Annotated in this window: 9 protein-coding genes; 1 reads left to right on the forward strand and 8 read right to left on the reverse strand. The window is 69.7% G+C overall.

The features are described from left to right. Positions 1 to 24: 24 nt before the first annotated feature. From VXJ25_RS08725 to VXJ25_RS08735, 3 genes are all read right to left on the reverse strand, one after another. Complete coding sequence (locus VXJ25_RS08725) at positions 25 to 1,863, reverse strand: glycoside hydrolase family 36 protein (protein ID WP_330958826.1); 1,839 nt, start codon at positions 1,861 to 1,863, stop codon at positions 25 to 27. Continuing rightward, positions 1,863 to 3,263, reverse strand: coding sequence for an MFS transporter (locus tag VXJ25_RS08730; protein ID WP_330958827.1), 1,401 nt, complete (start codon positions 3,261 to 3,263; stop codon positions 1,863 to 1,865). Before VXJ25_RS08730 ends, VXJ25_RS08725 begins: the two co-directional genes overlap by 1 nt. An 86-nt stretch (positions 3,264 to 3,349) precedes the next feature. After that, on the reverse strand, positions 3,350 to 4,081 hold the full coding sequence (locus VXJ25_RS08735) for a TetR/AcrR family transcriptional regulator (protein WP_330958828.1): 732 nt from the start codon (positions 4,079 to 4,081) through the stop codon (positions 3,350 to 3,352). A 97-nt stretch (positions 4,082 to 4,178) separates the two neighbouring features. Here VXJ25_RS08735 and VXJ25_RS08740 point away from each other — a divergent pair, with 97 nt between their 5' ends. Further along, positions 4,179 to 5,780 carry a DUF6937 domain-containing protein gene (locus tag VXJ25_RS08740; protein WP_330958829.1) on the forward strand — a complete coding sequence of 534 codons (1,602 nt, stop codon included), beginning with the start codon at positions 4,179 to 4,181 and terminating at the stop codon, positions 5,778 to 5,780. A gap of 195 nt (positions 5,781 to 5,975) precedes the next feature. On the opposite strand, the gene VXJ25_RS08745 is transcribed toward VXJ25_RS08740, so the two are convergent. From VXJ25_RS08745 to arsB, 5 genes are all read right to left on the reverse strand, one after another. Next, positions 5,976 to 7,301: an MFS transporter gene (locus VXJ25_RS08745; RefSeq protein ID WP_330958830.1), complete on the reverse strand. Its 1,326-nt coding sequence runs from the start codon at positions 7,299 to 7,301 to the stop codon at positions 5,976 to 5,978. Between the two features lie 460 nt (positions 7,302 to 7,761). Further along, complete coding sequence (locus tag VXJ25_RS08750; RefSeq protein WP_330958831.1) at positions 7,762 to 8,412, reverse strand: DedA family protein; 651 nt, start codon at positions 8,410 to 8,412, stop codon at positions 7,762 to 7,764. Between the two features lie 228 nt (positions 8,413 to 8,640). Beyond that, positions 8,641 to 9,348, reverse strand: a complete 708-nt coding sequence (locus VXJ25_RS08755) for a response regulator transcription factor (RefSeq protein WP_330958832.1) — start codon at positions 9,346 to 9,348, stop codon at positions 8,641 to 8,643. Positions 9,349 to 9,352: 4 nt separating this feature from the next. Beyond that, positions 9,353 to 10,849 carry a sensor histidine kinase gene (locus VXJ25_RS08760; protein ID WP_330958833.1) on the reverse strand — a complete coding sequence of 499 codons (1,497 nt, stop codon included), beginning with the start codon at positions 10,847 to 10,849 and terminating at the stop codon, positions 9,353 to 9,355. A 128-nt stretch (positions 10,850 to 10,977) separates the two neighbouring features. Continuing rightward, a complete protein-coding gene (gene arsB / locus VXJ25_RS08765) occupies positions 10,978 to 12,102 on the reverse strand; it encodes an ACR3 family arsenite efflux transporter (RefSeq protein WP_330958834.1) in 1,125 nt (374 codons plus the stop codon). Positions 12,103 to 12,837: the final 735 nt, after the last annotated feature.

Consider the following 12,837-nt stretch of genomic DNA (forward strand, 5'->3'; position numbering starts at 1 on the left):
GCGCGTCCCCACGATCTCGCCGGGTCAGACGGAGTAGCGCGCGGCGCGCGCCTCGAGCTCGGCCAGCGCCCGGCCGAAGGCGGCGCGCTGGCCGGCGTCCCAAGCGCCCATGTCGTCCGACGTGAGGAGCATCCCCGCCAGGTGCGCGTCGGTGAGGAGGAGCTCCTGGCGCTGGTCTGCCGTCAGCCTGACGTCGTCCCTGAGGAAGAAGACGTCGGGGTCGTTGAGGAAGGCCCTCCCGTCGAGGTGCGCGCGGCCGCGGGTGTTGGCGAGCGAGTTGCGCGTGCTCACCCGCTCGCGGCCCGTGATGCGCATGTAGCGCCGGCCGTCCCAGTCCAGCCCCACGTCGCAGCCGACGCGGCAGTACTCGCAGCGCCCCAGCGCGCTCATCACGGGGACCCCGCACAGGTCGAAGAGGGTGCCCTCGGGCACGCTCGCGCGCAGCAGGCCCAGCGCGTCCGCCATCAGCTGCCCGCGGTTCATGCCGCCGTGCGGCAGCAGCGCCGCCGCGTAAAGGAAGTCGAGCTTGAGCAGCCGGAAGCCCCAGGTCTCCGTCGCCATCCGGAGGGACGCGCGCACGTGCTCCCTGACCTCGGGGTTCAGCGTGTCGAGCGCGTAGCCGCCGCTCCAGTGCGACCCGCTCATGACGGGGCGGCCTGAGTCGTCGCGCAGCAGCCAGCCCGGGTGCTCGGAGAAGAGCCGCGAGTCCCGCTCGCACACGAAGGGCGCCATCCAGAGCCCGGGCACGAGGCCGGCAGTGCGGATCGCGTCCGCCATCGCGCCCATGCCCTCGGGGAAGCGCGCGGGGTCGGGCGTCGCCCAGTCGCCGACCCTGGCGTATCCGTCGTCGATCTGGAAGACGGGGACCACGGGCGAGAAGGACGCGCTGGCAGCGGCGCCCCCGTCGGCGAGGATGGCCGAGACTCCCGCCAGGTCGTGCAGGATCTTCTCCGCGTCGATGTCGCCGTAGTGGCGGTACCAGCTCGAGAAGCCGACGAGCGGCCGGGCCGGACGACGGGAGACGCCCATGGCGGAGAGGTAGCGCGAGAAGGCGTCCTCGAGCGTGCCGGTGGCGAAGAAGAGGTCGAGCGCGCATGTCCAGCCGCCTTGCTGCGAGCTGGCGCCGACCTCGCCGGAGCCTTGCCACGAGCTGGGGGCAACCTCGCCCGCGCCCTCCTTCTCGAAGGTCAGGGTGCCCTGGGGCAGGTCCTCCAGGATGGTCGTCACGCCCCCGTCCGGATCGCACTCGCCGAAGAGCGTGACGACGTCGCCCTTCCGCACGTAGCCGTAGCCGATGCCGTGCTGGTGCCCCGGCCGCGGGTCCTGGGGCGCGAAGCGGTAGTCGCCCGACGCGTCGAGCACCCAGTGGGCCACGACCGCGCGGGGCGTGCGGGCCAGGCCCACCATCGCGTCCCGAGGACTGTGCTCGACCGAGTCGGTCCAGGAGTTGTAGCCGTTGAGGTAGAGCCGGTCGGAGCCGGCCAGGTCGACGGCCACGCGCACCCGCGCGCAAAGGACCTCCGCGCGCTCGCGGGCGCGCACGAGGATGCGGCAGCGCCCTCCCCTCGCGTCGAGAAGGACCTCGAGGGGCGCGGTCTCCGAGGCCGTCGGGTCGGGGGCCGCCGGCTCGGGGGCCAACGGGTCGGGGGCCGTCTGTGCGAGCCCGCCGCCTGCGCCGGGCACGAGCGCGGAAGCAAAGCGCTCGCCCGCCTCCCCCGGGAGCCTCCAGGCGACCTCCGCCGCAAGGACCGTGCAGGCACCGGCGCCCGTCGTCCGGTCCGCGCGGCGCCCGGGGCGCAGGTCCTTCTCGCCCGCCGGGTCCTTCTCGCCCGCCGGGTCCTTCTCGCCCGAGGAACGTGCCATCAGCGCTGCCCTCCCTCTCGCGACGAGATGGCGGAGAGCACGTCGCGCTCGCGATAGCGCGTGAACACCAGGCCCGCCACCAGGCAGAACGCCGTCGCGACCACGGCCGTCAGGCGGTAGCCGACGCCGCCGCCCGCCGCAGCGGAGAGCGAGGTGAACAGGATCATCGCAAGCGTCTGTCCCAGCGTCATGCTGAAGGTGCGCGCCGCGTAGAACATGCCCTCGCGGCGCTCGCCCGTCTCAATCGCGTCGGCCTCGGCGATGTCGGCCAGCACCGCCTGCGGGAGGATGCCCAGGATGGCCATGGGCACGGCGGCGAGCACGGCGACGAGGCAACCCCAGACGACGCCGGGCACGCCGAACAGGCCGCAGACGGCCGTCACGGCGAAGGCGAGGCAGAAGGCGAAGAACGCGAACGCCACGAGCCGCTTCTTGCCGAGCCGCTTGGCGAGCAGGTTCACCGGCGCGTAGAACAGCAGCGACACCACGGTCATCGCGGCGAAGAACACGAAGGTCCAGGAGTCGTCGAAGCCCATGAGCTCCGTCACGTAGTACGGCAGCCCCGTCTGGAACATCGTTATCGAGACCCAGTACAGCACGTCGGAGCCCTCGAAGACCTGGAACTGCCGGTTCTTGAAGGTCTTCGCGACCGACCTGCCCATCGGGGTGGAGCTGGGCTGGGTGTCCGCGTAGCGCGTCTCGTCGATGCCGAGGGCGGCCACCAGCATGCAGGCGAGCGCGACCAGCGCGAGGGCGGCGACCGTCACGCGGAAGGCGGCGACCGGGCCGAGCGCGGGCTCGAGGGCGCCGGCGACCGCCGTGACCAGGTAGGCCATGGCCGTGCCGAGGAAGTAGGTCACGGAGATGTAGGTCGAAAGGTTGATCCTCAGCTCCTGCGTGCGCCCCAGCTCGGGAATCAGCGCGTTGAAGGGCGTGCAGTAGAGCGAGAGCGTGACGTAGAACAGCATCAGGCAGACGAAGAGGAGAAGGTCGTTGGCCAGCGCGCTGGACGTGCCGGGCAGGACGAAGACGAGCACGGTCATCGCGGCGAAGGGCAGCGCCGCCGCGCGCATGAAGGGGATGCGGCGGCCGCGCGGGCTCGCGAGGGAGTCCGATCGGGAGGCGATGAAGGGGTCGATGAAGCCGTCGAGCAGCCGGCCGCAGCCGGTGATGACGCCGATCACCGTCAGCCCGGCGAAGACGATGCCCTGGGTGATGAACAGCGGCATGCCGGCGGCGACCTGGGAGTCCGACGGCATGTAGTAGTAGACCAGCCAGTTGCTGATGATGCCGGACAGGATCGCCCAGCCCAGCTGGCCGATCGCGAAGCGCCGGAGCACCCTTCCGTCCGCAAGCTCCTTCTCCCGCACGCGCTTCTCGCCCATGTCCTTCTCGCCCATGTCCTTCTCCCCTCGCCCTCTCCTGCCGATAAGGACCTCTTGCCGCAGGCCGGCCGCCGCGGGCCGGACGCCGCAGGCCGGCCCGCCTATAGCCTGATGTAGCGCACGGCCATGTCCACCAGACAGTCGAGCTCCTTCGACGCCTGCCGGAAGTCGTCGGAGGGTATGACGTCGCCGCGGAAGAGCTTCTCCGCCAGCCCCATGAGGGAGTGCGCCACGCTCCGGTAGAAGGTCCGGAAGTCGCCGATCGCCCGCACGGAGCCGTCGGCCACGCCGAGGCGGTAGGCGTCCTCGAAGATGAGGTAGAACGAGTCGACCTCGCGGCCGTACGCCGCGAGCTGCTCCGGCGTCAGCCCCTCCTTGAGGACCAGGTGGTCGAACTCGTCGACGAAGGAGACGAACGCGCGGTTGGCGACGTAGTGGGCCGCGTACTCCGCGAGCAGCGTCTCGAGCCGCTCGGCGCCGTCCATGGCGAGGAAGCGGTCGGACTCCACGAGGTCCACGATGCGCTCGTTGAACCGGTGCCAGAGGAGGGTAGCCGCCTCCACCGCGATGCGGGTCTTGGTGGAGAAGCGCCGGTAGAGCGTGGCGACGCCCACGCCCGCGGCCTCTGCGATGTCGGTCATGCGCACCGCCTGGAGGCCATAGGAGAGGAAGAGGTCCGCGGCGCAGGCGACCACGCGGGCGTCGCGGGCCGCGGCGGCGTCGGCGGGCGCGGGTGCGGCGGACGCAGCGGCGGGCGCGAGCGCGGCGGCGGGCGCGGGTGCGGCGTCGCCGGCCTCCGGGCCTTGCGCCGCGACTGCACGTTCCTCTCGCATGTCCTTCTCCTTGACTGGGTTGCAAAAGCTGATAGTCTGGCTATCAGTCTGATAGTCAGACTATCAACTACGAAGCTTCCCCGTCAAGGAGGAATCGATGGACAACGGCGAGGACCGGGCGCGCAGCGCCTTCGGCAACGACCAGGGCTCCAGGACCTACCGCAAGGCGGTGCGCACGAAGGAGCGCTACCTCCGGAGGTTCGGCGACGACTCGCGGACGAGCTATCACCTGGCCAGCGCGGACGTGCCCGTAATCTCGCACGCGCTCGGCGTCAGGAACCTGGTGCTCGCCGGGGCCGGGGCGACCGGCGCAGCCGGGGCCGGCGCGGCCGGGGCCGGGGCCGGGGCCCAGGCGGACGCCCGCCCGTTCGACATCCGCGCGGACGCCCGCACGGCACCACGCCCGCCCGCGACCGAGCGCACGGTGCCGGGATCCGACGGCTCGCCGGTCGTCGTCGGCAACATCCGCATGGGGTTCGGCCACTACCGGATCTCGATGGCGATCGCGTCGGCGGCGCACGCGATGGGCTACACCCCCTACTGGTTCGACCTCGCCTCCTTCGCGGGGAGCACCGGCTCCAAGGTGATAGCGCACCAGAACGACCTCTACTCGCTCGGCTCGCGGCTCTCGCAGCGGTTTGCGCCGTTCAACCGCCTCGTCTGGGAGCCGCTCAACAGCGAGGGCTTCCGCAGGCTCAGCTACAACGCCGGCGACCAGAAGGTCTCCGAGCTGTGCGTCCCCCTCTTCGCGGACCTCGACCGCGACGTGCCCTTCGTGGGCACGCACGTCTGGCCGGCCCAGGCCGCCGTGCACGCGGGGATGACCCACGTCGTGAACGCCATCCCGGACAACTGGCCGATGGCGCTCCACCTGGCCGAGGGCGCGATCCATGCGGTCCAGACGCCGAGCGCCTACCTCGGCTACCACCAGCTGCGCGGCATGGACCCCAGCCGGCAGCTCAGGCCGATGCCGGAGGGCTCGCTCGTCTACACCGGCCACTACGTGGACCACGAGCTCGCGAGCAACGTCGGCGCCGACTGCGCCGCCCGCAGGGCGCGCGTCCTCGGCGGCGGGCCCGTCCGCTACCTGCTCTCCGTCGGCGGGGCGGGCGCGCAGCAGGGCCTCTTCGCGGCCATCGTCGCCCACCTCCTCCCCTACGTGCGGCGCGGCGAGGCGGTGGTCTTCCTGAACGTGGGCGACCACCGCGACGTCTGGGAGGGGCTTGCCAGCTCGGTCGACGGGCTCGCCACGCTCGCGCAGACCCACTTCGACGACTTCGCCGACGTGGCGCGCTTCGCCGAGGCCGCGCGCGCCGGCGACGCCAGCGGCGTGCACGCCTTCTGCGACAAGGACATCTTCTCGGCCGTGTACAGCTCGAACGTGCTCATGCGCTGCTCGGACGTGCTCGTCACCAAGCCGAGCGAGTTCTCGTTCTACCCGGTCCCCAAGCTGATGATCCACCGCGTCGGCGGGCACGAGGCGTGGGGGGCGATAAGGGCCGCGGAGGTCGGCGACGGCACCTACGAGATGGGCCGCGACGACGAGGTGCTCGCGATGGTCGACTCGCTGCAGGCGGACCGCGAGCTCGTGGGGTTCATGTGCGACCGGATCGAGGACGCGTGGCGCGCGGGCGTATACGACGGCGCCTACCGCGTCGTGGACCTCGCGGTGCGGGGGATCGCGGCCGCCGGCCGATAGCCCGCAGCGTTCCGCCCCCCCCGCTCGAGGCCGCGTACGAACCTTAGGCCAACCCCATAAAAGAGCGCCCCTCGGCGAAGCCGAGGGGCGACTCATGAAGGATCTCGTTGCGAGCCTTGCCGCGAGCCTTGCCGCGGGCCTTGGCTGCGCTCCCGGGTCGCGAACCGCCGCGCGGGCGGCTCGGATCCGCTGCAACTACGCCTCGAAGCTCACGTCCTTGCCCTCCTTGATGAGGAGCAGGGCGACGAGGGCGACCACGGACATCGCGGCGAGGTACCAGCCCACGCCCTGGATGCCGAAGGCGAGCACGAGCGCCGTGGCGATCGTGGGGGCGAAGGCGCCGCCGAGGATCGAGGCCAGGTTGTACGCCAGGCCGGATCCGGAGTAGCGCACCTTGGCCGGGAAGAGCTCGGGCAGGTAGGCGCCGCACGGCCCGAAGAGGGTGCCCATCAGGCAGAAGCCGACGGAGAGGAAGAGGAAGACGTTGGCCACGTTCTGGGTCGCAAGCAGCTGCGGCGCGAAGAAGCTGAAGACCACGGTGAGCACCGTCGCGAGCAGCACCGTCGGGCGACGACCGTACCTGTCGGCGGCCAGGCACCCCACGACCACGAAGGCGGCGAAGAAGAACACGGCGCCGAGCTCGAGCTTGAGGTAGTCGGTCTGGGCGAACCCGAGGGTCTTCACGCCGTAAGCGAGCGACCAGGTGCCGAGCAGGTAGAAGAGGGTGTAGGTGATGCCCATCGCGCAGGTGCCGAGCACGACCTGCTTCCAGTACTTGGCGAGCTCTCGCAGCGGGCTCTTGACGACGCGGTCCTCCCGGACGGCCTTCTGGAACACGGGCGTCTCGCTCATACGCTCACGGACGAGCAGGCCGACGACCACGAGCACCGCGGAGAGCAGAAACGGGATGCGCCAGCCCCACGCGACCATGGTCTCCTCGGAGAGGTTGGTCTCCAGCAGCAGGTTCACGCCATACGCGAAGAAGAACCCGATGGGTGCGCCCAGGTTGGGGAAGGACCCCCACAGCGCGCGCTTGTCGGCAGGCGCGTTCTCGGTCGCCACGAGCGCGGCGCCGGACCACTCGCCCGCGAGCCCGAGGCCCTGGCAGGCGCGGCAGACGCACAGCAGCACGACGGCCATGGGCCCGAGCACCTCGTAGCCGGGCAGGAGGCCGACGACGAAGGTCGAGATGCCCATCATCAGCAGGGCCGCGACCAGGGTCCTCTTGCGGCCGAGCTTGTCACCGAAGTGGCCGAACAGCAGCGAGCCGAAGGGGCGCGCCAGAAACGAGACGGCGAAGGTCACGAACGAGAGCAGCGTCGCCAGGAAGGGGTTCTGCTTGGCCACGCTCGTGAAGAACACGAGGCCGAAGTAGCTCGCCGCGGCGATGGAGTAGCAGTAGTTGTCGTAGAACTCGATTGCGGTGCCGATCATCGAGGCCGCCATGACCTCGAGCACCGAGTCTCGGTGAGGCGCCTCGGTCGCCGTCGGGGCGGCCAGTGTTGCAGCTTGCGTGGACATTGGGTCTCCTCTCTCCTTCGATGTCCCGCCTCGGTCGGGTCGGCGGCATCGAAACGAGAAGGGCCCGGTGCCGCCAGTCTTGACAGCCCGGGCCCCGAGGGTCCACGGCCGTCCGCGGTGCGGACGGCCCGTTGAGTCAGCCACCCGCACCTACCTAATGCCGGTAATCTCGATTCGTGCGATCTTGGTGGCCTGGAACATCTTGTCTCCCTTGCTTCCTGCGCTTGGGCGTGCCCATGCACGTCGCCGGGGGCGCTTGCGCACGTCCCCTTCGCGCGGCGCCCATGATGCTCCCCAGAAGTTCACCGAGAGCCACAAATTCATGACCCTTAACACGCGAGTAACACTCGACAGACGGCATGTTTTTGTCGGTAGATGCACCATATGCAACGTTAGACGGAGAGATTGCAGCTAGAGGAGAAAAACGCGTCACGACCTTATGCGAGAGGGATGACAGGCCCTACCCCTCGGCACCGCCCTCGACGCCCTGGCCCTTGATGCGCGGCAGAATCCTGCGGCAGAACCACACCAGCGCGGCGACCCCGAGGGCGGCGACCACGGCGTAGGTCGCGAGGTCGATCGCGCTCGCGGCGCCGGAGGCGGCCTCGCGCCAGGCGCCGCCCGCCCAGAAGCCGAGCGAGCAGAGCACCGTGTTCCACGCGAGCGACCCCGCGAAGGTCATGAGGGAGAACCTGCCCAGGCCCATGCGGGACATGCCGGCGGGGACGGAGATCAGGCTCCTCACCACGGGGATGCAGCGGCATATGAGCACCGTCGCCTGCCCCTTGGTCTCGAACCATCCGAACGCCGCGCGCACGTCGGACTCCTCGAAGCCGAGGGCGCGGGCCGGCCTGGATGCGAGCAGGCGCGAGAGCCTCGCCTCGTCGAGTGCGGTGCCGGCCGCGTAGAGCACGTACGCGCCGGCGAGCGACCCCACGGTCGCCGCCAGGACCGCGAGCGGGAGCCACAGGGCGCCCGTGCTGGAGAAGAAGCCGGCGAGCGGCAGGATAAGTTCGCTCGGAATCGGCGGGAAGACGTTCTCGAGGAAGATCAGCGCCCCGACGGCCAGGTAGCCGAACTGCGAGATGAATGCGAAGATCGCGTCCTGCATGGGATACCTCCAGGATGGGTCCGCACCGGCGCGGGCCGGCGCCCTCGTAATAGGTCCCCATCCTAGGAAGCCGCCCTAAAGCCCTCCCAACGGCAGGATAAACTCTGGATAAACTCGAGCGCGCCATCCGGGCGCGGGCGCGGCGGGACGGCCGGCCGCGTACGCGCACCGCCGGGCGCGACGGCCGGACGCCGGGCGCGGCGGCCGGACGCCGGCCGCGGCCCGGCGTCACTCGTCGCGCACGATGTAGCCCGCGCCCCGCACCGTCTGGATGACGGCAGGGTGCCCCGGGTCCTTCTCGACCTTCTCGCGCAGGCGGTTGACGTGGACGGTCACCGTCGCCGAGTCGCCGACGGCGTCGAGCCCCCAGACCCGCTCGTACAGGGCGTCGCGCGAGAAGACCGTGCCCTTGTGCGAGAGCAGGAAGACGAGAAGCCCGTACTCTCGGTTGGTGAGCTCGACCAGCCTGCCGCGAGCCCACACCTCGTGGCTGCTGGTGTCGACGACGAGGCCGTCAGCGCCGAGGAGCCGCCGCGCCTCCCTGTCTGCCGTGCCGGCACCGTCGCGCCCGTGGCGCTCGGCCGTGGCGATCGCGGCCTTGACCTTGGCCACGAGCACCGAGGGCGAGAAGGGCTTGGTCACGTAGTCGTCCGCGCCGAGCCCCAGGCCGCGGATCTGGTCGATGTCCTCGGAGCGCGCGGTCACGAGCAGCACCGGCACCGCGCTGCGCTCCCGCAGGCGGCGCAGCACATCGAAGCCGCTCATGCCCGGCAGCATTACGTCGAGGAGAACGGCCGCGAAGCCGCCGGCGAGCGCGCGGGCGAGGCCGTCGTCGCCACTCGTCGCGATCTGGGTCTCGAAGCCGGAGACCTCGAGGTAGTCCCGCTCCAGGAGGGCGATGTCCTCGTCGTCCTCCACTATCAGGATGCGTTGCATCGGATCACTCCCCTGCCGTGTCGTCCTCCCGAGCCAGCGAGGTCGCGGGGAAGTGCAGGAGGATGGCAAGCCCGCCCGAGGGGGACTCGGCCGCCTCCGCCGTCCCGCCCATCCGCCGCATCGCGCGCGCCACGATCGCAAGCCCGAGCCCGGAGCCCGAGCCGGTGTGCTGGCGTGCGGGGTCGCTCCGGTAGAAGACGTCGAACAGGCGCGCTCGCTCCTCCGCCGGGACCCCCGCCCCATCGTCGCACAGCGAGACCGTGGCGACGCCGTCCTTCTCGCCCACCGAGACGCTGAGGGTGCCGCCGGCCGCGTACTTGGCGGCGTTGGACACGACGTTGGCGATGCAGCGCTGGAGAAGGGCGCGGTCGACCCGGCATCCGACGGCGGGGGCGGCTCCGCTGGCGGCGGGGGCGGCGGGCGTCTCCACGATCCGGATCGCAGGCTCGTCGTAGCTCGGTGACAGGTCCTCGATGATCTGGTGCACGGTGGTCGCAAGGTCGGTCGTGGCGAGGTCGCAGGGATAGTCGTCCAGGTCGAGCTTGGAGAACAGGAAGAGGTCCTCCACCAGGCGCGACAGCTCCTGGGTCTTGCGGCGGATGGTCCTGAGGTAGCGGTCGCGCTGCTCGGGCGTTGATGCGACCCCGTCGAGCAGGCCCTCCACGTAGCCCTGGATCGAGGTGAGCGGCGAGCGCAGGTCGTGGCTGACGCCCGCGACGAGCTCGCGCCGGCGCCGCTCGTCGGCGACGCCGCTCCTCTCGGCCTCCTCGAGGCGCTCGGCCATCTCGTCGAAGTCGTCGCAGATGGGGGCGAACTCGTCCTGGCCCGGGTAGTCGATCCGGTACGCGAGGTCGCCGTCGGCGACGCGGTCGACGCCGTCGGCGAGCAGCGACAGCCCGTCGGTCAGTCGGTCGTAGACGAGGCGGCGGCCCAGCCGGTCCATCGCGAGCGTGGAGACTACGGCTGCCACGAGGATGACCAAGGCGGACATGAGGGCGGCGGTCTTGATCGCGTCTCCCCTGGCCTCGGTGTAGCTACCGAAGAGCGCGACGTGGTAGGCGCCCTCGGCGTGCAGGTAGAGGCTCGTCCCGGCGGCGGACACGAGCGCGCCGTTCTTGTCGTCCAGGGGTCGCGTCGCGGCGAGAAGGGCCTGCTCCTGGCTGGGCTCACCCGAGCCGAAGACGACGTCGCCCGCCTGGTCGTACACCTTGAGGGTCATGCCGCTGCCCTCGACCTGCTGGGCGAGCACCGAGAGGGCGGAGTCGCGCGCAGGCTCGTCCGAGCTTGCCGCCAGGATGCCGCCAGCGGACTCGGAGACGACGCGGCCGAGGGTGGTCATGTCCTCGGCGTCGGATATCCCCAGGTCGAGGCCACCGTGCACCTGCGCGAGGAAGACGCCTACGCAGGCGAGGCCCACCAGGACGCAGACCACGAGGGGCACGACCAGCGTGAGGACGTTGGAGAGGCGGAGGCGCTGCCGGATGGTGGTGAGTCGCGGCATCACGAGCTCCTTTCGCGCGGGGTCGGTCACGCGACGCGGCGGCACCGACGGCCCTGCGTGGGGCCGCTGGCGCCGCTGGCGCCGTGCTGGAGAAGTGACGCTCGCACGAGCCTAGCACGAACGTGCTGCTAGGCGGACTCCCGAGCGAACCAGCCCTTCGTCCGGTTGGCGATCCTGACGAGGGTCAGCATCACGGGAACCTCCGTGAGCACGCCCACCGTGGTGGCAAGCGCCGCCGGACTCGTCGTGCCGAAGAGCGCGATCGCGACGGCGACCGCGAGCTCGAAGAAGTTGGAGGCGCCGATCATGCCCGCGGGCGCGGCGACGTCGAAGGGAAGCCGCACCAGCCTCGCCGCGCCATAGGCGACGAAGAAGATCAGGAAGGTCTGGATGACGAGGGGCACCGCGATGAGCACGATGTGCAGCGGGTTGTCCAGGATGACCTCCGCCTGCGAGCTGAAGATGATCACCAGCGTGGCGAGAAGGCCGACCGTGGTGGCGTTGTCGAACTTGTGCACGAAGACCTCGTCCAGGTAGGCCGCGCCCTTGGAGCGGGTGACGCCCACGCGGGTGAGCACGCCGCCCACGAGCGGGATCACCACGAAGAGGAAGATGCTCACGAAGAGCGTCGCGTAGGGCACGGCCACGTTGGAGACGCCGAGCAGGAACTTCACGATCGGCACGAAGAGCACGAGGATGATCAGGTCGTTGGTGGCGACCTGGACCACGGTGTAGGCGGGGTTGCCGTGCGTCAGCGAGCTCCAGACGAAGACCATCGCCGTGCAGGGAGCCGCGCCCAGCAGCACCGCTCCGGCGAGGTACTGGGTCGCCAGATCAGGCGAGATCAGGCGCCCGAACACCACGAAGAGGAAGAGGTAGGCGATGGCGTACATGGTGAACGGCTTTATCGCCCAGTTGGTGACCCAGGTGACGACGAGCCCGCGCGGGTTCTTGCCCACGTTCCTGATGCTCTGGAAGTCGACCTTGATCATCATCGGGTAGATCATGACCCAGATGAGAACCGCGATGGGGATGGAGATCCCCGCCACCTGCAGCCTGCCGAGGAACTCCGGCACCGCAGGGACGAAGTGCCCCAGGAGCACCCCCGCCACCATGCAGAGGAGCACCCATACGGTCAGGTAGCGCTGGAAGAAGCTGATCGCGCCGCCTTCGGTCGCGCCCCTGCGGACCGCGCCCTCGTCGAGCACGCCCTTGTCGCCCACGCCCTTGTCGCCCACGCCCTTGTCGCCCACGCCGCACCACATCCCTTCGACGACGTCGCAGCCAGCCCCGTGCCAGCCTCGCGTCGCACCCTGATGGAACCTGACGCAGCAGAATCTATCCGTTATATCGATACTTGTCAAATTGTAATTATGTCGATTGGTTGTCGACGTCGCACGAGAGGTTGACCAGCCTTGTCGGCGCTTGTCGGCGCGGCGCAGGGATTGGCCAGACCTCCTTCGGCAATCGAGGTCTCGACGACGCCCAAGGCGACCTCTGCGCCAAGACGACGGCGGCCCCCTTGTGAAGACGGTCACGCGCTCGGAGATGACGAGGCGCTGAGAGGCCGTATGAGCCCTCTGGATTCGCGCCATGACATCTAGCCCATGACACAGAGCGGCTCATAGTGTGTAGGCGCATGAGCAAATCGCTTTTTGCGAACAAAATCTTCGATTTTTGTTCGCAAAACGAATTATGATCACTAGTCATAAAATCTTTTCTCGACAAAATTGGCCGATTTTGTCGAGAAAAAGCGATTTGCTCGTACACCCGGGAGCACAAGGGCTCTAGAGAATCAGCTTTGGACGGCCTCTCACGGTCCGCCGAATGCACGGTCCGCTGACTGCAAGAGCCACGCCGTACGAGCCACGAAAGATAGCAAATAAGGGGCAGGAACAGATATGAGCGCGGGCGCCCAAGGACTGGGCGCCCGCGCGGCAATGCTCACAACCCCGCGCATTAGCTGAGGCGACCGGGGGGGGCGAAAG

Source organism: Olsenella absiana (assembly GCF_036408855.1).
Classification (GTDB): domain Bacteria; phylum Actinomycetota; class Coriobacteriia; order Coriobacteriales; family Atopobiaceae; genus Olsenella_K; species Olsenella_K absiana.

Coding starts and splice junctions, on each gene's coding strand:
- VXJ25_RS08725 (WP_330958826.1), bottom strand. CDS start 1,863: ATGGCACGTTCCTCGGGCGAGAAGGACCCGGCGGGCGAGAAGGACCCG.
- VXJ25_RS08730 (WP_330958827.1), bottom strand. CDS start 3,263: ATGGGCGAGAAGGACATGGGCGAGAAGCGCGTGCGGGAGAAGGAGCTT.
- VXJ25_RS08735 (WP_330958828.1), bottom strand. CDS start 4,081: ATGCGAGAGGAACGTGCAGTCGCGGCGCAAGGCCCGGAGGCCGGCGAC.
- VXJ25_RS08740 (WP_330958829.1), top strand. CDS start 4,179: ATGGACAACGGCGAGGACCGGGCGCGCAGCGCCTTCGGCAACGACCAG.
- VXJ25_RS08745 (WP_330958830.1), bottom strand. CDS start 7,301: ATGTCCACGCAAGCTGCAACACTGGCCGCCCCGACGGCGACCGAGGCG.
- VXJ25_RS08750 (WP_330958831.1), bottom strand. CDS start 8,412: ATGCAGGACGCGATCTTCGCATTCATCTCGCAGTTCGGCTACCTGGCC.
- VXJ25_RS08755 (WP_330958832.1), bottom strand. CDS start 9,348: ATGCAACGCATCCTGATAGTGGAGGACGACGAGGACATCGCCCTCCTG.
- VXJ25_RS08760 (WP_330958833.1), bottom strand. CDS start 10,849: ATGCCGCGACTCACCACCATCCGGCAGCGCCTCCGCCTCTCCAACGTC.